Origin of the sequence: Fictibacillus phosphorivorans, from assembly GCF_001619875.1 — a bacterium.
In the GTDB taxonomy this organism is placed as follows: Bacteria; Bacillota; Bacilli; order Bacillales; family Fictibacillaceae; genus Fictibacillus; species Fictibacillus phosphorivorans_B.
Genome location: NZ_LRFC01000038.1, coordinates 147776 through 170304, shown reverse-complemented (window position 1 = coordinate 170304; position 22529 = coordinate 147776). Strand labels below are relative to the sequence as shown.

The 22529-nt window shown below is 39.7% G+C and carries 21 protein-coding genes; 9 read left to right on the top strand and 12 right to left on the bottom strand.

Features of this window, described 5'->3' with window-relative positions; translation table 11 throughout:
• Nucleotides 1-14 precede the first annotated feature (14 nt).
• Nucleotides 15-512 carry a YajQ family cyclic di-GMP-binding protein gene (locus tag AWM68_RS16880; RefSeq protein WP_066244549.1) on the top strand — a complete coding sequence of 166 codons (498 nt, stop codon included), beginning with the start codon at nt 15-17 and terminating at the stop codon, nt 510-512.
• 33 nt (nt 513-545) lie between these two features.
• On the opposite strand, the gene AWM68_RS16875 is transcribed toward AWM68_RS16880, so the two are convergent.
• From AWM68_RS16875 to AWM68_RS16865, 3 genes are all read right to left on the bottom strand, one after another.
• The gene (locus AWM68_RS16875; RefSeq protein WP_066244547.1) at nt 546-767 is read right to left on the bottom strand and encodes a hypothetical protein; all 222 of its coding nucleotides are present in this window, start codon (nt 765-767) and stop codon (nt 546-548) included.
• 94 nt (nt 768-861) lie between these two features.
• On the bottom strand, nt 862-1578 hold the full coding sequence (locus tag AWM68_RS16870) for a lysophospholipid acyltransferase family protein (RefSeq protein ID WP_231868446.1): 717 nt from the start codon (nt 1576-1578) through the stop codon (nt 862-864).
• Nucleotides 1579-1592: 14 nt separating this feature from the next.
• Nucleotides 1593-1967 (bottom strand): SLAP domain-containing protein, encoded by a 375-nt coding sequence (locus tag AWM68_RS16865; RefSeq protein WP_066244540.1) that lies wholly within the window; start codon nt 1965-1967, stop codon nt 1593-1595.
• A 186-nt stretch (nt 1968-2153) separates the two neighbouring features.
• Here AWM68_RS16865 and AWM68_RS16860 point away from each other — a divergent pair, with 186 nt between their 5' ends.
• Both AWM68_RS16860 and AWM68_RS16855 read left to right on the top strand, forming a co-directional pair.
• A complete protein-coding gene (locus tag AWM68_RS16860) occupies nt 2154-3569 on the top strand; it encodes an LPXTG cell wall anchor domain-containing protein (protein WP_197468197.1) in 1416 nt (471 codons plus the stop codon).
• Nucleotides 3566-4210, top strand: coding sequence for a class D sortase (locus AWM68_RS16855; protein WP_066244534.1), 645 nt, complete (start codon nt 3566-3568; stop codon nt 4208-4210). The genes AWM68_RS16860 and AWM68_RS16855 overlap by 4 nt, the downstream gene beginning before the upstream one ends.
• Nucleotides 4211-4287: 77 nt before the next feature.
• On the opposite strand, the gene AWM68_RS16850 is transcribed toward AWM68_RS16855, so the two are convergent.
• A complete protein-coding gene (locus tag AWM68_RS16850; RefSeq protein WP_066244531.1) occupies nt 4288-4836 on the bottom strand; it encodes a hypothetical protein in 549 nt (182 codons plus the stop codon).
• A 684-nt stretch (nt 4837-5520) separates the two neighbouring features.
• Here AWM68_RS16850 and AWM68_RS16845 point away from each other — a divergent pair.
• The gene (locus AWM68_RS16845; RefSeq protein WP_066244528.1) at nt 5521-7101 is read left to right on the top strand and encodes a hypothetical protein; all 1581 of its coding nucleotides are present in this window, start codon (nt 5521-5523) and stop codon (nt 7099-7101) included.
• Nucleotides 7102-7142: 41 nt separating this feature from the next.
• On the opposite strand, the gene AWM68_RS16840 is transcribed toward AWM68_RS16845, so the two are convergent.
• The 4 genes from AWM68_RS16840 to AWM68_RS16825 all read right to left on the bottom strand — a co-directional run bounded on the left by AWM68_RS16840 (nt 7143) and on the right by AWM68_RS16825 (nt 10537).
• Entirely contained in the window at nt 7143-8090 is a 948-nt protein-coding gene (locus AWM68_RS16840; protein WP_066244525.1) for a TIGR03943 family putative permease subunit, read from the bottom strand.
• 18 nt (nt 8091-8108) lie between these two features.
• Nucleotides 8109-9116, bottom strand: a complete 1008-nt coding sequence (locus tag AWM68_RS16835) for a permease (RefSeq protein ID WP_066244522.1) — start codon at nt 9114-9116, stop codon at nt 8109-8111.
• 174 nt (nt 9117-9290) lie between these two features.
• The gene (locus tag AWM68_RS16830) at nt 9291-10160 is read right to left on the bottom strand and encodes an NAD(P)-dependent oxidoreductase (RefSeq protein WP_066244520.1); all 870 of its coding nucleotides are present in this window, start codon (nt 10158-10160) and stop codon (nt 9291-9293) included.
• A gap of 62 nt (nt 10161-10222) precedes the next feature.
• Nucleotides 10223-10537 carry a hypothetical protein gene (locus AWM68_RS16825; RefSeq protein ID WP_066244517.1) on the bottom strand — a complete coding sequence of 105 codons (315 nt, stop codon included), beginning with the start codon at nt 10535-10537 and terminating at the stop codon, nt 10223-10225.
• A 463-nt stretch (nt 10538-11000) separates the two neighbouring features.
• On the opposite strand from AWM68_RS16825, the gene AWM68_RS16820 reads away from it, so the two are divergent.
• Nucleotides 11001-11738, top strand: a complete 738-nt coding sequence (locus AWM68_RS16820; RefSeq protein ID WP_066244515.1) for a hypothetical protein — start codon at nt 11001-11003, stop codon at nt 11736-11738.
• A 65-nt stretch (nt 11739-11803) separates the two neighbouring features.
• Nucleotides 11804-12994, top strand: a complete 1191-nt coding sequence (locus AWM68_RS16815; protein WP_066244512.1) for a hypothetical protein — start codon at nt 11804-11806, stop codon at nt 12992-12994.
• Nucleotides 12995-13020: 26 nt separating this feature from the next.
• On the opposite strand, the gene AWM68_RS16810 is transcribed toward AWM68_RS16815, so the two are convergent.
• A complete protein-coding gene (locus AWM68_RS16810) occupies nt 13021-14367 on the bottom strand; it encodes an MFS transporter (protein WP_066244509.1) in 1347 nt (448 codons plus the stop codon).
• 214 nt (nt 14368-14581) lie between these two features.
• On the opposite strand from AWM68_RS16810, the gene AWM68_RS16805 reads away from it, so the two are divergent.
• Nucleotides 14582-16981 carry a S8 family serine peptidase gene (locus AWM68_RS16805; RefSeq protein WP_066244507.1) on the top strand — a complete coding sequence of 800 codons (2400 nt, stop codon included), beginning with the start codon at nt 14582-14584 and terminating at the stop codon, nt 16979-16981.
• Between the two features lie 395 nt (nt 16982-17376).
• Complete coding sequence (locus AWM68_RS16800; protein ID WP_066244504.1) at nt 17377-18000, top strand: NAD(P)-dependent oxidoreductase; 624 nt, start codon at nt 17377-17379, stop codon at nt 17998-18000.
• On the opposite strand, the gene AWM68_RS16795 is transcribed toward AWM68_RS16800, so the two are convergent.
• From AWM68_RS16795 to AWM68_RS16785, 3 genes are all read right to left on the bottom strand, one after another.
• Complete coding sequence (locus tag AWM68_RS16795) at nt 17997-18299, bottom strand: hypothetical protein (RefSeq protein WP_066244502.1); 303 nt, start codon at nt 18297-18299, stop codon at nt 17997-17999. The two genes, AWM68_RS16800 and AWM68_RS16795, sit on opposite strands and share 4 nt — an antisense overlap.
• A gap of 68 nt (nt 18300-18367) precedes the next feature.
• Complete coding sequence (locus tag AWM68_RS16790; protein WP_066244499.1) at nt 18368-18901, bottom strand: DUF420 domain-containing protein; 534 nt, start codon at nt 18899-18901, stop codon at nt 18368-18370.
• Between the two features lie 461 nt (nt 18902-19362).
• Complete coding sequence (locus tag AWM68_RS16785) at nt 19363-21066, bottom strand: M3 family oligoendopeptidase (protein WP_066244497.1); 1704 nt, start codon at nt 21064-21066, stop codon at nt 19363-19365.
• Nucleotides 21067-21197: 131 nt separating this feature from the next.
• On the opposite strand from AWM68_RS16785, the gene AWM68_RS16780 reads away from it, so the two are divergent.
• Entirely contained in the window at nt 21198-22445 is a 1248-nt protein-coding gene (locus AWM68_RS16780) for a PucR family transcriptional regulator (RefSeq protein WP_066244494.1), read from the top strand.
• Nucleotides 22446-22529: the final 84 nt, after the last annotated feature.

Below are 22529 nucleotides of genomic sequence, written 5' to 3'. Positions count from 1 at the left end.
GGAGGTTTCATAAAATGGCTAAAGAAAGTTCATTCGATATCGTATCACAAGTCGATCTATCAGAAGTCGACAATGCGATTAATATCGCAACAAAAGAAATCACAACACGCTATGACTTCAAAGGAAGCAAAAGTGAGATCACACTTGATAAATCAAGTGAAGAACTCGTATTAGTTTCCGATGATGAGTACAAGCTTGAGCAGCTAAAAGATGTTCTTATTACAAAGCTGATCAAACGCGGAGTACCAACCAAGAACCTGGATTACAGCAAGATTGAGCAAGCTTCAGGCGGAACTGTTCGCCAGCGCGCTAAGCTTGTTACGGGGATCGATAAAGACAACGCGAAGAAAATTAACACGCTGATCAAAAACTCTGGTTTAAAAGTAAAAAGCCAAGTCCAAGATGATCAAGTTCGTGTAACAGCAAAGAGCAGAGACGACCTTCAGCAGATTATCGCACTTGTAAGAGAAGCCAATCTGCCTATCGATGTTCAATTTATTAATTACAGATAAAGCTAAAAAAGCCTCTCATCGCGAGAGGCTTTTTTACACGGATTTCTTATCACTTGCGTCAATCAGCTTCATCTGTTCAAGCTCAAGCCTCATCTTCTGCGTCTCAATCACATAGTTATCATGCTTTAAACGTTCAAGCTCTAGCTCATCTTTTAACATCTTATGTTTTAACTTCGTTTGCGATTGAAAATGTCCTAATACGATGGCGATAATGGGAATTGAGAAAATCATAATGACAGAAATGATTCCGGTCATGGTATTCCTCCTAGAAATTATTACCTTCTATACCAATAATACCAATTTTAGCGATTCTCGTATAGGCTTAACTCTAGTTAACAGGGATTATCCATTAAGAAACAGCTTTCTTAACGCCTTCTTTTATGATTTGTTCTGTCAAGCGCGCAAGTTCTTTTGCTTCTAACTGCTCTGGATAGACCGGCGGATAAACCGTAATATGAACGTCTGCTGGTTTAATCCAAAACCCTTGCTGCTCCATGATTTTATAAGAACCGTTAATGGATACAGGAATAACTGGAACACCTGATTTAGTGGCCAATTTAAAACTGCCTGCTTTAAACTCAGCCATGTTATCCCCTTTGCTTCTTGTTCCTTCAGGAAATATAACAAGAGATGTTCCGTTCTTTAGCAATTTTGCGCCTTCATTTATCGCTTTAACCGACTGTCTTACATTCTTACGATCCATAAATAAGCAGTTCAAGTGCTCCATCCATGTGCCGATAAAAGGCATTTTCTTTACTTCGATCTTTGAGATAAAAGCTTTTGGTTTTTGTATATAGCCTAATAAGATCGGAATATCAAAATTACCTTGATGATTACACACAAAAAGAACAGCAGTGTCTTTTGGGATATTTTCCTCTCCACTTACCGTAATCTTAGAGCCACTCAACTTTACAAGCGATGTCGACCATTCTTTCACTTTTTTATCTACTAACTGATCACGTTCTTCCATTCTACCTGCTTTATGCAGCTTCTTAACGCGACCTAAGGATGGGATCAACTTTAATAAAACTGCCCAAAAATAAACAAACCAAATAATCGTTCTCAAAACGTTCCCCCACTTTAATTGATGATTATTTCCCCAAGCACTTTGGATGGCATTTTCTTTAAGGCTTCAGCTGGAAAAATAAACGTCCACGGCATACTCGTTTGTGCTGGAATCACAAGTTCATAATGAGACTTCATCTCGCTAATAAGTTCGCCGCCCTCGTTATATAACACTTTTTTGTCTTCCAGTAAAAATGGTTCCTTTGAATAGTTACTTACTAATACAGTCACTAAAAATTCCTCTTTATGATTAAAGGCTGTCTTCAAAATTACAGCCTCCTGCCCCATTCTATGAGTATGATTTAACCCAGAAAAAACTCGTTCGATCTCTAATCGGTCTTTATGGGCTAAAGTCCTGTCCCATGCAGATTCAAAGGCTAAATTTTGCAAATTAAATCACTCCTTTGATTCATGATATCACACAAAAAAATACTTAAATTTCAAATTTCATGTTATTTCGTCATATTTTATGGGTATATCTTCCTTGGTGCTAATTATCCAAAAATAGAAAGGAATGTGAATTATTTGAAAAAGGTGTTTTTTTCATTTCTTGTTTTATGTATGATGCTTGTTCCCATGAGTGTATTAGCTGCCGGCAATGAATCTTCTACTTCCGAGACAACTTTGTTGAATGCTCTCGAGATTGATCCAACAGTCACTGCATTTTCTGATTTTACCGTAAGTGAATCTATGCGTAAATTAAGCGGCTCAATCCTACTTAATGGAAACGTACCTGATGCACAAAAGAAAATGCGTCCTGTTTACAAGTTCAAGCTTATAAATCATACAGAAAACACGTTAAGCGGATTAACCGTCACCATCCCTTACCCGCCTCACACCCAGTTAGACACTACATATCCTCCTGAAGTTTTAATCACCGAGACTAACAAAAATCGTAACAAAGAAGATATTATCGCTAATTATGATACAACCACTGGTATCACATTAACACTTCCAGACATGGAAAGTGATGAAATATTGACATTCGATGTAAAATTCTTCTTGCTGCCAACGGATGAAGTTGAGCAACCTTCAGCTGACTTAACGAAAGTTACAATGAAATCTGAAGCGGTAATGTTGGAATCACTTAAGAATCATGTAAAGCTTAAGTTAATGTTAAAAATGAATAATATGAATTCAATGATACTCGAAGACACAGTTTTAAAAGTAAAACTTCCAGCTCGCGATCTCATTTCCGACGTTTCAGTTACTGGGATTGAAGGGGCAACCGTTAGCGTTAAAGAGGATTATGCATATATTCATCTTCCAAAATGCATGACAGGAGAATCAAATATCATTCTTCAATTTACTATGAAGAAAATTAACGGATGGGAAAATATTCAACTGCCACTCATGATCGGGATGAACGGAGTGAAAGATGTATCTCTTACACCAATTACATTTTTATTAAAAGATGTTCCTGAATTTGACTGGAAGATGGTTAAAGTTAAGGGAAGTTACTTTGCGGAAATGAAGAAAGGTAAACTCTTTTTAGACTACTTGCTCCAAGTTGAGAATCAGAATGAGACATCTGCAAATTCGTATAAGCTTCGCCTTCTTCTCCCTGAAACGGTTAAAATAGAAAACCTTAATATATCCGGGATAAAGGGTGCAACTATCCAGAAGGATAAAGAAGGTATAGTTTGGATCATGGTTCCAACGTTAGAAACGGGTACGTCAAAAGTGAATGTGCGAATAACGGGAGCATACTCTGGAACTAGCGATTCAATCTCTACAGGCATCATGACTCAAGGTGCGGATGGCGTAACCTCTACCCTTTCAACAGAAATAAAAGGGAAGACTTCAACTGACGAGGAAACACCTGTTGTCATTTCTGATGTAGAAAAACCAATAAATGCTTCTGGCCCGCCACATCAAACTCTACCGAAAACCGGAAGCCCTTTTGGCCAATCAACATGGACGATGCTAGGCACATTACTCTTACTTTTAGGAATTGGACTATACTTTAAAGCAGTCCGGATGGAGCCATGAGTGCAAAAACGGTAAAACGTGCGGCACTTTTAGCAGTCCTTCTTGGCATCACGCTCCTTTTCATACCGTTACTAACAGACTGGAAGACAGAAAACGAACAGAAAGCACTTGAAAAAGAGTGGAGTGCATTAAACCATTCTTATCAAAACCCTTTTACACTTCCAGAAGTAAAAGCGATAAAGGCTGACAAAACCGATAAAGAAGAAAAAAAAGAACCCGAAGAAATAGATAAAACGATTGCTATAGAAGAAGGTGTAATCGGAAAAATAACCATCGAAAAAATCAATCTGGAGACCATGGTCGTTCCTGGTGTTGCTCAAAAGGATCTTAAGAATGCAGTTGGTTGGATGACTTCTACTTCTTTTCCAGGTGAACCAGGAAACAGCGTAATGGCCGGTCACAGATCACATACGTATGGCCAGTTTTTTCATAGATTAAATGAGGTAACGATAGGAGATTCTATTAGAATTGAGACCACGTCTGGGAAAATTGTCTACAGAGTTTATGAAAAGATCATCGTTAATCCTGAGGATCTATCCGTATTGAATGCTTCGAAGGAAGAAGAGCTAACACTTATTACATGCGAACCACTTTATTCTGATAAATATCGGTTAATCATTAAAGCAGAACGAGTTCATTAAATAAGGAAAGCTGACTCAGACAATGGGAAATCCTTTTGAGTCAGCTTCTTTTATTTATATTCAATTCACCATTCAATCTATCTATAAATAGAACTAGCAGCCTCTAAAAGCTTCTGTTTTTCAGCTTTTCTGTCTGTTCCTTCTTTTATTAAGTATTCCATCTTATGATACAAACCGTCTTTTTTCCAGGCAATCATAGGCAGGTCAGTACTTCCAGAGAAATACGCTTTTGTTCCGTCTTTCAGCTTAACTTTATCCTTCGTCTCTAATTTGTCTGTTTTGGGTAGAAAATTTGAGATCCGATAAGCCAAGTACACATTTTGTCCCTCTTGTGTCGGATAAAAAACGGTGTCGAGCAGAATATTTCTCTTTTCCCCCCAATCTGAAATTTGGTAGGTGGATAATACCACTTTAAACGGCAGTTCACTTGGTATTTTTAATGGAAATGGCAAGGCTTTTTCCGTTTCTTCCTTAGACACTTGATCATAATACCTTGGATAAGCGCCTTTCGGATGATCTTGCAGAGTTAAGTTTTTATCATTCAACGTACCTTTTGAAGCCTCACTGGAACACCCAGCAAGAAAGACGGCTAACACTAGGTAAATGAACCATTTCTGTCTTCTCATCCATTCCACCCATTTCTTTTATTTTTTTGGAAGAGGGTGAGCGAAAATTTTCCAGTTGTGATTCCTTGTTGCCGTAACCGCACCTCTTTTTGTTCGTGTTATTTACCTTATCAATCTTAGCGGATTTAGATGGGAATTCCGTTTTATCTCCCTGTACTTTAACCAATCTGCTGGATTATTAATTTTGCCTCTTATCTAACTTTTCTAACGTTTATTTCTACATGGTCAGGGCAAGTTCCTTGTGTTCTGCTTGAATGACTGTAACTTCCGCTTGCTTATTTTTAAAAAGTATATATTTTAGACCAATTAAAAGTACAACTAATCGGTTCATTTCTTACTATTATTTTAAAATGTTTATTAAATTCGACATCATTTCCTAGGGAATAGTCATGATTCTACAATTTATAACATCTATTAAAACGGCTCTTTTCTAAGAGATTATTGCTTTAAACTTCATTTTTGGAAGTACCTGGAACGTAAAACAACCACTTCAACTAGCAACAAAATCATAAAAATGTCAATAAAATATACTCCTATTCCTTTAACATTTAACTGTTCATCCCCCCTTTCGCTACTTTTTAACTACTTTTTTTAAAAAAATGAATGGAATTTACAGGGATATACGTCTTATTATTGAATAGTTATATTTTGTTCTTTTTAAAGAGAAAAGGGGGCTTTACCACTATGAACACCGAGTTGCGACCAAAGAAAAAGAAAAGGAATCAATCGAACTACAAGGCTTTGCTGCTGCCTTTAGCTGTCGTTTTACTGCTTTTAGGGGCTGTGGTTTGGAATAATATTGTGAATGAAACGAGATTGCCACACTCTGACTGGAGCAGATCGGTCAGTACACCAGCAGATTCGATTAGTGCTGAACCTATCGCATTAAAGAAAGATAACCATTATCAGATCTACACGAAACAAAAGAATGGTTTAAAGGTGACTACATTAGATGAAAAGCTAAATTTGATAACAGAAAAGACAGAGAATTTGCCTCTTGATGAGAGAGGAAATTTTTGGACAAACGGCCAGCAAATTGCTTTTGTTTCAAACGGGGAACTCATTCTCTATGAAGAAGGTAAACAAACAGTCCTTGATAAGAATGTAGAATTATTAGCTGATTCAAAGACCCGATTTGCTTATTCAAAAGGGAACCAAGTCTATGTGTATGATTCTGAAAGCGGAAAGAGCCGTCTCATTTATTCGGCAAAAGAAAAGCTTTCAGAGTTAACAGGACACTCTGAATCCAATTCATTTATTGCAACAGTTGGTGAAAAGGTTCAGATGGAAGCTTTTTATTTACAAGAAAAAGAGGGGCAATATAAAGCGCATTCTATTATTCAATATAACAAAACACCTACAGATAAGATCTATAATTTCAGATTTGCAGAATCAAAAGACCAGGTTCATTTTCTTTATACACTTTATTCATCGAAACAAGGAACAAAGTCATTTAAAACTTATTACGGAGCGGCTCCTTCTGATCAATTAACAGCTCTCTCCTTTAACACTGTCCATTTTATAGAGTCTGATTTAGGTTACGAAATGGAGAATCCTATGTATCAGCAGCTGAATATTGAAAACAATCAGCCTGTTGTTCTCTTTTCAGCTAAAGGACCCATCTCAGCAAAGAAGGAAGCGGGGAACATCTATAAAGCAACTTTAAAAAACAAGGAATGGGAAGCTTCACGGATTAGCACGACCGACAATTTCTCTGTCTATCCCCTATATATTGATGAACAGACGATAGGTTGGCTGAAAGCAGAATCAGTAAGTGATTACAGAGTATTTATAGCAAGCCAAGATTCTGACATTAAAAAAGAGAGCCAATCCATTGGTAAACAAGATGTGTATAACGCTACGTTTGATGCGCTTGCAGCTTCTGTCGTATCGCTTATCGCGATGACAAGTGCGTTTATTTGGGTGGTTCCCCCTGTATTATTCTTAGGTATATTGTATTTTGTCCGAATTGATGTGATCGAACAAGAAAAACCTTGGGCAAAGTGGATATCGATCGGACTCTTTATCTTCACTCAGCTTTATGTCATTCAATCCTTGTTCAATAGTACGTTCTATTCGCTAGCACCAAAGTATCTTACGTTTAGTGGAAGCTCGCTTATTGTACCCGTTATCGTCTCTGCTGTTGCGCTGTACGTTATGCAACTAGCCAAGAATAAAGACTGGGGTTTGTTTGCGCAAGTCTCTTATTTTATAGGTGTTACCGTTTTATTTGAACTATTTATTGTCGGCACTTACGTATACTAATAAAAAAAGCGGAGGAACTTCCCTCCGCTTTTTTTCTGATATTAATAAGCTCCTAGACTTTCAGCGCTTGGATAGACGTAAGGATTTTTTAGAGGCTTAATCTTTTTCATAGTCTCTACCTTCACTAGTGGCAAGCGCACTTTATTTAACTCTGTTTCATCTATTATTCCCGAAACGGAGTACCACTCATCAGACTCCAGTTTAGAAACCCCTTCACCTTCTACAATTGTCCCATATACAACCGCATCGGCACTGCAGCAGTTCATGGAAAAACGAGCGATCACGGCTTGATTCTCGGCCATCCCTTCTTCACGATAAACAAAGCCCTTTGTCTCTATTTCTTTTCCAATAAACTTGTCTAAGTAGACATCAAGGACAGTCATCATATCGAGGTAGTAATCAGACGTAACCACAATTTTTTCTTTCTGTAATTGCTCTTTACCGAATTTCTTATAATAATCCGTTATATCATACGTTTCGACTGGATTTTCCTTCTTTACGTTCTCTTCCATCTTCTTTATATAGCCTTCTGGATCTTCTAAATAGGCTTCAACATCGACTTCTTGATTAGGCACCACTTTCCCGTCATCAGTTTGCTGAGCCGGCTTCGCATACAATCCCGTTCCATAACGAATTCCGCGTTTTTCAGCTACAGAGCTATCCATCGCTTTTTCAGGCATCATAAACCCTGTAAGAAGAGGAATGACAAAAATCATATAGATTAAAAAATGCTGCATCGGCCTGCCTTTTGGCGTATGATCTACTCCACATCCGCAAGCCTCATCATGCTCGCTGTCTGTTCTTCTATAAAACTGCATAACACCTAATATGGCAAAGATCGCAATCGCAAAGTAAACAAAAATATGCATTTTAGGTGCAACATAGTAAGTAAGCTTTCCTGTAGTGATTAAACCAATTAATAGAAGCATAAAACCGATTAAGATAATTCCCCTTAAATAGGCATGAAAGTCTTGGTTCTCCTTTTTCATATCACCATACTCCCTTCTTTACACGTATTGAAATACCATAGCGGCAGCAAAAACCACAAACGTAATCAAGCCCATTAACACAAAAACAAACCGTGTCTTAAAATACGCGAACATCATGAGCATGTTCTTCACATCAAGCATTGGCCCGTAAACCAAAAAGGCAATGATCGATCCTACTGTAAACGCACTTCCAAACGAAGCGGCGATAAAGGCATCTGCTTCAGAACAAATGGATAACAAGAATGCCAGCCCCATCATTAAACCTGTCGATGACCACTCATTACTGCCAAGTGCCAGCAAATCATTTCGGTTAATGAACACCTGGAACATACTCGCTAGGAAAGCTCCAAAAATAAGAAACTTCCCTGTATCAAAGAATTCGTCTGATGCATGATAGACCGTTTGTTTCCAGCGGCTGATCGACAAACCATGTGAATGATCATGTCCGCCATGCTGAACATGGGATTTTAACTGATCTGCATTGCGGAAAACCCAATAGATAATTAATCCAATAACGATTGCTACTAAAAGAGCGAGTCCAATTCTACCATACACAACCGTCATGTTCGTTCGAAAAGCATAAAACGTGGAGAGTATAACAACCGGATTGACAATCGGAACCGTCAAAAGAAAAACAACACCTAGATGAAGCGGCAGGCCCTTCTTAATTAAACGTCTCACTACTGGAATAATGGCACATTCACAGACTGGAAAGATGATCCCCATGAACAGAACAGCACCAATTCCTGCGTAAGGATTTTTAGGAATCAATTTTTGGATATGTTGTTCTGATACAAAGGTTTGAATTAAGGCTGAAACGAAAACTCCTAATAAAATAAAGGGAACCGCTTCTATTAAAATACTTAAAAATACCGTGTTCACATGCATGATAGAACTCGGCAAGTTTTCGAATACAGAGTCATTCTTAATTTCTTCCATAAATAGAAACGAAATGATAAAGATGGCTAACAATAAAAGCCCGATCATCTCTTTTCGTACAGAATTTCTTGTTGCAAGATCTCTCATCCTTTAGAACGCTCCTTTTCTTTTTGTTTTTTGCAAATTTAGCTTCTTAATTTATGAATCTCCCCAACTATAAGGCCGCTACATTCGGGAGAGGTACTTTAAAATACGCTACGCCAACTACATTAAATCGTAATTATTTCGCTTTGTAAAGAGCAAAAAAAAAGAACCAAGGGATTATCCTCGGTTCGCTAAACGTTTATAAAGCGCGTGGGTGCCGCTATTTTCTTCACCCATTTCTGCAAGCTCATCGTACAATTTCTTAGCAAGAGAAAGTCCAGGTGTCAATAATCCCATTTCCTCCGCTGAGTTTAAAGCAATCGTCATATCTTTTATAAAATGTTTCACATAAAAACCGGGTGCAAAATCACCTTTTAATATTCTTGGACCTAGATTGCTAAGGTTCCAGCTTCCGGCAGCACCTGATTCAATGCTTTTTAGAACTTTCTCTGGATTTAAACCTGCTTTTTCTGCATAAAGAATCGCTTCACAAACGCCCATCATTCCAGAGGCAATCGCAATCTGATTACACATCTTGGTATGCTGTCCTGCTCCTGCTTCTCCTTGGTACACGATGTTTGTTCCCATCTTTGAAAAAACGGGCTTCATATCGTTAAATGCCGATTCCTTTCCGCCAACCATGATGGAAAGCTTAGCATCTCTTGCTCCAATATCCCCGCCTGATACAGGTGCATCAAGTGCCGAGATATTTCGTTCAGCAGCAGTGCGCTCAATTTTTTGGGCAAGCTGTGGACTCGATGTCGTCATATCAATGAGATAAGAACCTTCTTTAGCGTGTGCGATCAGTCCGTCAGCGCCTAGATAAACTTCTTCTACATCCTTTGGATAGCCGACCATCGTGATGATCACATCACAATTTGTTGCAATCTCCTTTGGCGTATCTGCCCAAACAGCACCCTTTTCAAGCAGGTCTTCCGCCTTTTCTTTTGTTCTCGTATAAACATGGACGGGATGACCTGCATTCATCAAGTGACCTGCCATGCTTTTTCCCATTACACCTGTTCCTATAAATCCAACGGTTTGCAATTCTCCTCACTCCTTTTTCTTATTATAACGAAGAAAAGAAAAAATAAAAAAAGCCCCGCTTATTAAGCGATGACTTCTCCTTGTAAAATGCGCTCTATTTTTATCTGTGCTTGCTCATAATCCATATCGAGATACGTTAACATGATCATCATATCGTCTTTAGAATGTCGTTTAAGTAAATAGAATAAGTTTGGTTTTCTTCTTTTTATGAGCGTCATGATCTCAATGGTGGGCAATGTGCGGCCTGTCGGTTTAATACGCAAAAAAGAGCGGATGTATTGTGTGAAAGCGGGTATGGCATCTACTGTATCTGGTTCTGTGTCTAATAGCTCCTGAAGTTTCAATAATGAATCAATCAGTTCTTTGTTTCTTTCCACGAATTCGACCCTCGTCCTTTCCGTTTTTCTCTTCATTTGTTAAAAGTTCCTATGTTTAGGTATTTCCTATTATTATGTATCGGCCATTGCTTTCAAAGTTTTTAAAACATTTTCAAATAAATTGTTGGGGTCTGACCCCTAACAATTTATTCCCCATTCAGATTTCATGTTTCTCACCTGAGAAAATACTCATTTCCCGCCACAAGAAGTACACTGTTTCAAATTACCATCCCTCTTATCACTCCTCACCGAAAGCCTTCCATCTTACTATTTTTCCGCAATACCCTTTGGCCTGTTTTATCATATTTTTCTTATTGTCTTGACAGTTCTTTAGAAGTATCTTCCATTTTCTGTATAAGTCCATCATACTGTTTCATCGTTTTCATATTTACTCATTTGTATATAAATGGTAAATTGGACTTGTCGACAAAGGGGTCCCGTATTACGGCAGGAGGTTTGGAAGATGAAAAAACATCTATTATGTAGTGTTTTAGCATTCTGTCTCGCAGCTTTTTCGGTACCAAGTGCTTTTGCTCAAAATCATACTATTTCTTATAAAGATGAAATTTTGCAAATGCAGCCTGACTTAACCTCACAAGAATTGCTTTCAACCGTTCGATCCATCGCAAAGAACACGGGTGATACAGAAGAAGCCCTGCTCAAACAAATTTACAAAGAATTGAAGAACGACGAAACAAAAGGGAAAAATGAAAAACAGCAAAAAGGTGAATTTGGCACGATGGGCGGCAGCGGAGGAACGGTTTCTGTCGGTACCAGTACAAAAGGCAACTTTTATTACACAGCCTCACAGACTGCTTATATGAATCACGGGCATGTCGGCATGTATTATACGAGCAGCACGATTGTTGAATCGGTTCCTGATACAGGTGTTCGCACGATCTCCACCACTTTACGAAAAGTCGACCAAGGAGATGCACAGGTCAAATCTGTTACGACAAGTACAACAAATCGTGATAACGCAGCAAACTGGGCATTTAGCCGAGTGGGAATCGACGCCTATTCGTATAACTTTGTAACCAACCGAACGACTTCACATATTGGAGATAAAAACTGTTCGAAATTAATTTGGTCAGCATATAAATTAAACGGCAATCTAGATCTTGATGTTGATGGCGGTCTAGGAGTTTATCCTAGAGATGTCAGGGATGCTCCCGACACAAAGCTAGTCCGGAATATTTAAAACAACAAGGCAATAAGGACGTATCACTACGACTTATTGCCTTCTTTATCTGAAAGGTGATTACATTGAAAAAGATATTTATTTTGCTTCTGCTTATGACCTCTGCTGGCGGTTTGACTTATCAGTTTTTCTTTAACCAAAGTATCGATGCCTCTATGTCTATAAAAAAAGAGGCGATTGAACAAGAAAACTTTTTAAAAGATAAGCAAGCCGTTATGTATTTTTCTACAACCGCTGACCAGGACATGGATGATAAGGGAGTAAGTTTAGCTGTTTTTATCAATGACGATGGCAAAGCAGATGCTTTCAGAATGAACGGCCTTGAACTTGGAAGTGTAACCACAACTGATAACGAGGTCCTCTTAGTGGACAAAAACAAAATACGTTTAATCGGAAACACATTTAAAGAATTTGAAATGGAGAAGCCTCAATATACAGGTGAAAGAACGGGTTACCTTCAAAAACGAGATTTATATTTTACCATTTTCAATACCGGTATAAGTGGAGATGGCGGATATGATTCGAATATCGTGTATGGGAACGAAAATGGATTTAATAAAGGAAACATTCCCTATTACATTTCTAGTTCTGGAAATGATCAAAATGATGTAGTTGTATTAACACAAGATACCGAGAAGAACGAATATTTCTTTAAAAAAGTAAGTTTATCAACGAATGACGTAAACGTTCAGTATCTCGTAAAGGTGAATAATCCGAAAAACATAGAATTAACAGGCTTTTCTCCTATTCTTAGTGATGATCAATTTCACTATGTCATACTGAGAGAATATGTTGATGAAACAAGTGAAAACATCGTTCTTTATCGCATCAACAAAGAAAACCTGACTCAAGAGCAATTTACAATATCCACGTACAGAAATGAAAAAAATTTAATCGCACACATTCCATACAACATAAAAAACTCTGCGCATTTATTTAACGGAGTTCTTTATTACGCAAATGGCTTAGGTGAAATATATGCCTTTAATACAAAAAACTCAAAAGTAAGGAACTTGTTTACGGTGAAAGATGCACCTCAAGACGGTGTTAGACATAACGAAGAGCTATTCTTTAAAGATGATCATCTATACGTCGTAAGGCATAACGAAAAAACAAAAGAAAAATACTACATCGAGCATTATTCCTTAACAGAAAGAAAGAAGATAGAAGAGATCAAGATTAAAGGATTGAACGATATTTTGCGATCCATTAAAGGCAAATCCATCTACTCGTATGATTTTAAAATGCTAAAATAACAAAAAAAGGTGAGCTGAGGAATCATTTACGATCCGAGGCTCACATTTCTTTTTAATTTCACTTGATAGATAACCATTGAAACGACCACTAGAATCGTATAAAAAACAAACACATTTCGGTAGATGACATCAAGCGCCAAAGCTTTTTGTCCTTCAATTAACAGTCCAGCAACGGCTACACCTAGCGCTCCTCCAAAAAACTGAACAAGCTGCAGCATCCCCATGCCTGAACCCACTTCATCTTTACTTAGTATTCTAGAATTCTCATTCGCTAAACTAGACGTTAAACTAGAAAACCCGATACTCGTAAACATATAAAAGATTGCCGTCATGTAATACGCTTTTGTTGCAAAAAGAGAGAACAATATAGCGGATAACAGAAGCGATAAGAGTCCTGCGCGCATGACAGGGAGATTTCCGAATCGATCAATCCATCGTCCCACATAAATAGCGGCAAACGCCGAGAGCATTGCACCTGGAAAGATAACAAAACCAATCGTCGCCGGCTCTTTTTGAAATAAATTTGAAAGCATGACAGGCATTACAAACAAAAACGCAAAATGGGTCATAAATGCGATAAGACCGACAAGTAAAATCGAGACATACCTTGTGTTCTTAAATAAACTCACACGAATAAAGGGATCTTCTTTTTTGTTGGAATACAAAACGAGTACGACAAAGAATAGTACGCTTAAAGACAGCAAATATAGAGAGAATGACGAGAGATAGAGGAGCAGCGAAGTCACTCCGCCTCCTGTTAATAGGGCTCCGATAACGTCAAACGAGCCTTCGCTTTTCTGTTCAACAGGCAAATATACCTTGAAAACAGGTAAAAGCAGCAGTACGAGACCTGTAACCACAAAAAGAAAATTCCAGCCAAACAACTGTGTAATGCCGCCTCCAATCACTGGCCCTAAACCAAAACCAAGTGATGCGGCAGACGAGATCAGTGACATGGCGCGTCCTCGCCTTGAAATCGGGATATAACGAGTCGCGAGCACCATTCCGAGCCCCGGAACGGCCCCTGCTCCCATCGCTTGAACCATACGGCTGATCAGCACGAACTCAAAACTATTGGAGAAATATCCAATAATTGAAGCGATTCCTAAAATAATAAGGCCAGTGAGTAACAGCCTCCCAATCGGTATAAAATCAGACAACCTGCTGAATGTAATGGTCGATAAGGCGAACACGATCGAATAACCTGAAACAATCCACGAACCAGCGGTCGGGCTCAAATCAAATTGTGAAATGACACTCGGCAGTGCAACGTTAAACATCGTCGTGTTCATGACTACTAGCCACACTGTCAGACTCCAAAGCGGGATAATCCGATTTTCCTGAATCGAGCCATAACGTTCTTCTTGTGCCATTCATTCACCTTCTTTCTCATAGAACAATATTCCTATCTTATCACGGGACCAAATCATCAGACCCATGGTTTGCTCAAAATATTTTCAGTGACTAAAGACACCTAATGGTTTTCCAATATAAGGACAAAATATCTGTTTTTACCAACTCATCAAGGGATTTGAAAAAGATGGTAGAAGATTACCTTTACATTAAAATTAAGGGGTGTCTGCTTGAATGAAACACTTTTTGCGCAAGACTTCTAGTTTAACATTAGCTTGTACGTTTATTTTCTCTGCTTTTTCTGGTGCTTCTGCTGCTCCATCCTCTAACGATGCACAGCCAGAACTAGCACCTCTCTACGGGAAGTATAATTTAAACTCTTCTCATGTTACAAAAGTAATTGTTGAATTAAAAGAACCTTCTGTCCTAGAAGCAAAAAAGAAAGGTCAAAAACAAACGAAATCAAACTTGAAATCAAAACGTGACGCTGTGGTGAAAGAGATCTCCACTCGCGCCAAAACATATAAAGTCAACAACGAATACGACCATGTCTTTTCAGGTTTTTCATTAGAAATTCCAGCTAATGAGATACCTGATCTGTTAACGGTATCAGGTATTAAAGCCGTTTACCCAGATGTTGAATACCACACAACAGGAGATGATATGGGTGATCAGTCATTTGACGAAGTAACTCCTCAAATGATGAACTCAGCTCCTTTTATCGGTGCAAACAAAGCGTGGGAATCAGGCTACACAGGGGAAGGAATAACAGTTGCAGTTATTGATACAGGTGTCGACTACACACATCCTGACCTAGATCAGGCATTCGGTCAATATAAAGGGTATGACTTTGTAGATAAAGACAACGATCCGCAAGAAACACCTAAAGGAGACCCAAGAGGCGCTGAAACAACACACGGCACGCACGTTGCTGGAACTGTTGCAGCGGATGGCGGTATTAAAGGTGTAGCACCTGATGCAACGCTGCTAGCGTACCGCGTGTTAGGGCCTGGAGGAAGCGGATCGACTGAAAACGTTATTGCCGGAGTTGAAAAAGCGGTTGAAGATGGCGCTGACATTATGAATCTATCACTTGGAAACACGTTAAACAATCCGGATTGGGCAACGAGTATCGCACTTGATCAAGCGATGTCTGACGGTGTTGTGGCTGTAACATCAAACGGAAACAGCGGACCGAACAACTGGACAGTCGGTTCACCTGGTACATCTAGAGAAGCTATTTCTGTCGGGGCTACTCAGCTTCCATATAACGTCTTTTCAGCTACAACTACTTCATCAGATGGCACAACTTATGCCTCTTCTGCTGTTCAAGGGTTTCCATCAGATGAAGCATTGCTCGCTCTAAACGGGAAAAACTTTGAATTAGTAGATGTTGGATTTGGTGCACCTGCTGATTTTGCCGGAAAAAATTTAGTAGGTAAAATCGCATTAATCAGCCGTGGTGCAGGTATTGCATTTGTAGATAAAGCGACAGAAGCGAAAAAAGCAGGCGCATCTGGTGCAGTGATTTATAATAACGTTGCTGGAAGCATGCCTGTTGTTCCTGGAATGGCTGTTCCGACAATCATGTTGAATCAAGCAGATGGACAAGCACTTCTGGCTAAGTCAGGGAAAGTAACCGTAAGCTTTGATATTAAGTTTGCTGGTGCTGTTGGTGAATTAATGGCAGATTTCTCATCTCGTGGACCTGTTATGGATACGTGGATGATTAAGCCTGATGTGTCGGCACCTGGAGTAAACATCGTGAGTACAGTTCCAACACATGATCCTCTGAACCCACATGGTTACGGAGCAAAGCAAGGGACAAGCATGGCGTCTCCTCACGTTGCTGGTGCAGCTGCCCTTTTACTCGAAGCACATCCTGACTGGGGTGTTGACGATGTGAAAGCTGCGCTCATGAATACAGCAGAAAACTTGTATGACGCTACGGGAAAACGCTACCCTCATAATTCGCAAGGAGCAGGAAGCATCCGTGTCGTTGAAGCGATTGAAACCGAAACACTTGTATCACCTGGCAGCCATTCATTTGGTGTATTCTCCAAAACGAAAGGCAAAGAAGTACGAGGTGAACATTTTACAATTAAAAACTTAAGCAATAAGACGAAAGATTACACGTTTGACGTTGCTTTAGAAGGTGTAAAAGTAACAACAAGCAAGAACGTAAAGATTAACGGAAAAAGCGCGAAAGACGTTAGATTTAATGTACAAGTAGATGCATCAAAACTTGCTCCTGGCTATCATGAAGGTACGATCCGAATTAGTGATGGAAGCAAGCTGGTAGAAGTGCCAACGATTTTATTTGTACAAGAACCTGACTTCCCTTCCATTACGCATTTTAGCGCGACAGCCTTAGGAAACAACAACTTCACGTTTGCTGCCTACTTGCCTGCTTCTGCAGAAAAAGTAGAGCTCGTACTTTATAACGCCACATTATCTCAGTCATTCGGAGTAATCGGCACGTACGAGAATGTTCCTAAAGAATACAATTACTTTGACTGGAACGGTAAGATCTCCGGACAAAATGCAGCCCCTGGCCAGTACCGAGTGGTTGCCTTCTCTTATAGAGGGGAAAAACAAGATTACAGATATACAGATGTTATTACCATTCGTTAAAGTTAGAGGAAATACCCTTGTCAGCTCTGTTGGCAAGGGTGTTTTTCATTGGCTATTTTCGCAAACTTTGCTGCTATTGAAAGCATTTTATAAAGCAGTGTGCTCCTGTGTCTGCAAGCAATCTTTTAGAAATGCTATTTTCTTGTTCATTTCTCATCTGTGCTAGGTTGATTGGAGTGGAAGGTGCGAGACTCCTGGGGGATTAGCGGGACAGGTGAGACACCTAGGGGCCAAAGCGCCGAGGTGGCTCACCGCACGCCCCCCGGAAAGCGAGTACCTGAAATGGAGATCAACAACTTTCATTTGTATCATAGATTGAGCAAGCAGCCTTTTTAAAAAAGCTTTTATAAAGAAATGTTATGATATACAAAAGAAACCAAACGGAGGAAAAACCGATGAAATTATGTATCTTGGGAGCCACAGGGAGAGTTGGAAGTAAAGTAGCGGAGCTGGCAGCTACAGATGAGATTGCAGTTCGAGCATTAGTGCGTAATCCGGCTAAGCTAACTGGTAACTTGCTAGAAAAAATTCACATCGTAGAGGGGAATGCTCTCATACAGGAGCATATTGAAAAAGCAATGGCGGGCTGCGACATTGTCATCAGCACCCTGTCCACTGATGGAGAGAGCGTTCTGTCAGAAAGTATGCCACTAGTCATTGAAGCTATGAAAAAGGAAGGAATCTCGCGGATCATCACAATTGGAACAGCAGGGATATTGCAGAGCCGAACAGAACCCCACTTGCTTCGATATCAGTCTTCTGAATCAAAACGCAAACTAACACGAGCAGCTGAAGACCACCATAAAGCGTTTCACGAGCTTCAAGAAAGCGGCCTTAACTGGACGATCGTCTGTCCAACATACCTCCCTGATGGTGAAGCAACAGGAACATACCGCGTGGAAAAAGATTTTTTGCCTGAAGACGGCAACCGAATCAGTACAGGTGATACGGCTCATTTTACGTACTCTCTCATAAAGATGCCAGATTTCTTTCAGTCACGGGTGGGCATCGCATACTAAGTCTTTGACGGCATGTCTGAAAAGATATATACACCGAGCACAATAAAGGCAATTCCAATAACGAACAAGAAAGCTTTTATCAGCCATTTAGGAAAAAAACGCACAAATCGATCGATAACAACAACGAAGATGAACTCAACTAATGCTCCAATGAACGTATCGGAAACACTTCCACCACTATAATTCGTTCCATAGCGTTTCGTATGTTCATAATCTTCCTTGTTATAACGGATCCCATAAACGATTAAAGCGATGCCAAATCCGCACAGTACAACCGGTATGATCCAAAATAAGCTCATTTTGTTGTTTCCTCTCCATACAGAAAAGACTTTTGCTGTTTTCTCTTCAGCAAAAGTCCCCTGTTTGTTTATGAATAATATGGCGCAATCATCAAATAGACAAGTACGCCTGTTAAACTTACATACAACCATAAAGGCATCGTCCAGCGTGCAATTTTACGGTGCTTGTCCACTTGCATATTGAGTCCTCGTGTAACGGTTATTAATGCGAGTGGCACAATCACAATGGCGAGCAGGATATGTGTGATTAAGATAAAGAAGTAGATGTACTTAAGTGGCCCCTCACCGCCATAAGATGTTGATTCTGTTAAGTAATGATACGTAACATAAGACAGCAAAAAGAAGGTTGTACTCGTAAATGCAGCAAAAATAAAGCGTTTATGAAGGGTGATGTTTTTTTGTTTAACAAAATAAAGAGCAGCAAGTAAAAATACGAATGTAAAGCTGTTAAAAATCGCGTTCAATCTCGGCAATAACGTTACATCAAAAGCAATTTCTCCTTCGTATTCAGGCAAGAAGAACAATACGGCCACAAGCACGTTGATCGCAATGGATAGTCCGATAATGAGCGGTGTATAGTTACGCTGTTTCGTTTCAGCCATTTTTGTATTACTCCTTTTCAACTAAGAGTCTTTAAAACTTCTACGATTTCTTTATTATTTTACCACTCAAGCCTCTATTCACAAACTTATGTGCAGCTGAAAACAGCATTCCCTTTACAAGTGTCAATAATTCTTCAAAGTTTCGGTTACCGAAACGTCTTTTATATAGCCGGGAAGTGATACCCCATGGTGTATTTTAGCTCTCAATCCGATATCAATCCACAAATTTATGGCCGCAATCCACAAATTTTGGCTGTTAATCCACGAGTTTTAGGTATGAATCCAGAAGTTTTTAAAGTTTATCCACGAGATGTCATTTATCGACAAAATCTGTAGTCCATATACCCCGGTCCGGTCCAGCACCATCCCAGCTCACGCCCCCACATCTCCCACCCAACATCCAATTTCAATAAGAAAAACCGGCACACGGCCGGTTCTCCACATCCAATCTTTATATCTTCTTATGCTTTCGCAAACTGATCTTCATCAACCGTCGAAAGGAATTTCTCTACTTCACCGACTACGGATGCTACACATCCTTTTTCAAAAGGCGAAATTAACCCTGCTTCTTCAACCAGCTTAGTAAACGGCAGGCTTCCTCCTTTTTGGCAAAGCGCGAAGTAATCTTCCCATGCGCTCTCACGGTTTTCTACAGAACGCTTCCAGAACTGAAGGGCACAAATTTGAGCGAGCGTGTAATCGATATAATAGAACGGTGAGCGGAAAATGTGGCCTTGTCTATGCCAGAAACCACCGTTCTCTAAGTATTCTAACCCATCATAATCACGGTGCGGCAAATACACCTTCTCAAGTTCTCTCCATTTAGTACGGCGTTCAGTAGGCGAAACATCTGGGTTATCATACACAAAATGCTGAAACTCATCGACTGCAACACCATATGGGATAAATTCAACAGCACCCGTTAAGTGAGAATATAAGTATTTTTCTGTGTCCTCACCAAATAGCTTTTCCATCCACGGATACGTTAGAAACTCCATGCTCATCGAGTGGATCTCACACGCCTCAAGGGTTGGGAACTGATATTCCGGAACTTCAAACCCGCGGCTCGTATACATTTGAAACGCATGGCCAATTTCATGCAGCAGTACGCGCACATCGTTATCTGACCCGTTAAAGTTTGTAAAGATAAACGGAGCCGTATAGTCTTGTAGATACGTGCAATAGCCGCCAGGTGCTTTTCCTTTTTTACTCTCCAAGTCCATGAGCTCGTCTTCGGCCATATAGTTAAAAAACGCTCCTGTTTCTTGCGCAAGGCCGCTGAATACTTGCTTCGCCTGATCCACGATCCAGCCTGCATCACCTTGTGGCTTAGGATTTCCTGTTGTAAAGCTGAACGGCTCATCGTAAAATTTGAATTCATCTAAACCAATGCGTTTTTGCTGGCTTTTCTTCAATTTCGAACAGAGTGGAACGATAACCTCTTTTACTTGATCACGGAATACTTTTACATCTGCCGCGTTGTAATCCGTTCTGCCCATACGGTCATAAGCAAGTTCAGTAAAATTATTGTAGCCTAACTTTTTAGCGATTCTTGTACGAAGTTTGACAAGCTCGTCATAAATCGAATCGAACTTTTCTTGATTTGAACGTAAGAACGCATTGCTCGCCTTGCTTGCTGCTTTCCTCGTTTCCCGGTCAGCGGATTGTACATATGGAGAAAGCTGGGCAAGGTTTAGCTCTTTTCCGTCAAACTCAATTTTCGCTGATGCCATAACTTTTACATATTCCGAGCTTAATTTATTTTCTTGCTTTAGGTCTTCCAATACTTCTTCTGAATACGTCTTCACCTTTAATTCTGCTAAACGAAACAGCTGGCTGCCCCATTTTTTTTCAAGATCCCCTTTAAAAGGGGATTGAACAAGTGCTTCATGAAAAGACGTTACCATACCTTGATAGACTGGAAGGTTTTCATCCATAAAGGCTTGTTCGTCTTTATAAAAAACATCTTCGGTATTAATCGTGTGACGAATCTTTGCTAGCCTTGCTTTTGATTCGAAACGATTGCGCAATGCTGAAACCTTTTTCATCGCTTCGTTTTGTTTCTCTGCTGATGAAGCATCCTTAAAAATCTGGACCGCTTCCTCAAATTCCATTTTAAGCTTTGCGACATCTGGACGTTCGTATGTAAATTCACTAAACTTCATTATTAATCCCCCTATACATTTGCATTCCTTTACCTTATTAACATTTCTACAATCCATTGCTTTTCTCCTGTAATCCCGTTCCCTTTTTCGGTAGAATAAAACCAAAGAAACCATTGGCGGGAGAAAAAGTAATGAAGAACTATCAATCAGATCCTTTTAAAGGGACATTCGGCAGTCTTGAAAATTTAGCAGATAAAATTAGCGATGTTTTGTCATGCCCTGTAACGATTGAAGATCAGAACCATCGTCTCCTTGCTTACAGTACACACGAAGACGGCACAGATCCGGCGCGCATTGCAACCATTATCGGGCGCCGCGTACCTGAAAAAGTAGTGAACAGTCTTTGGAAGGATGGCGTGATTCCAAGACTGCAAGAAAGTGATGACCCAGTGCGGGTTAGTTCTATCCAAAAGGTTGGACTTGGTGACCGCGTGGCCGTTTCCATACGAAAAAACAATGAAGTTCTCGGTTATATTTGGGTTCTAGAGGTCGAAAAACAGCTAACTCAAGAGGATATGCAGTTGTTAAAACTAGCCGCTGCTTCTGCTAAAAGTCAGCTTCTACAAATGCAGATCGGCACAAAAAAGAAAGAAGAAAACCGGCAAGAGCTTTTTTGGAAGATGCTTACAGGAAATCTTCCTCAAGAAGAACGTATTTTAGAAAAACTGCATGAACTCAACATTTTGCCAGTCCTTCCTGCGACCGTATTTATTTTGCAGCTAGAGGACGAAGTAACGCCTGCATTAGAAAAAGACATTCTATACTTGGCAGCGGTCAATCAAAAGATCAATGTCCTCTTGTCTGCCGCAGACGCAAACCAAATGCTTCTCCTTGCCTCATTCGTTGGCAAAGAGCCGCCATTAGACCTGGCAAAATCTTTTGTGGAGTCCTTTTTTACTCATATGAAAGAACGATTTTCAGTTTCTGAAATAAAAGCGGCTTACGGCAGTCTTGTCTCTTCTTTTTCACATGTTGAAAAAAGTTATAAAGAAGCATCCAGTGTACTCGCTGTCCACGAAAAGCTAGGCGGTGAAACACTAAACCTGAACGGCTACCATGAACTCGGCATCTACCAGTTTTTAGATGCGATTTATGATAAACAACAAAGGCAAGGCTATCAAAACGAAATGCTTCGATCGCTGCAGGAGTATGACCGTCTGCATAAAACGGAGCTCTATCACACGCTAGAGACGTATTTAACAATGGACGAAAACTTGAATAAGGCATCAGAAGTCCTTCACATTCACATGAACACGTTGCTTTATCGTTTAAAGCGAATTAGCGAGATCACCAACATTGACATGAAAAGCCCTCACCAAAAAATTATGATCTACCTGGATTTTAAGATGAATAGACTTTTTAAGCAGGAGCGTTTGTGAAAATTCACAAATGCTTTTTTTTATTTTCTAGTTTCCTAACAATGCAAAGCGTTTACCTCCGAACTATACTGAAATCACAATTGA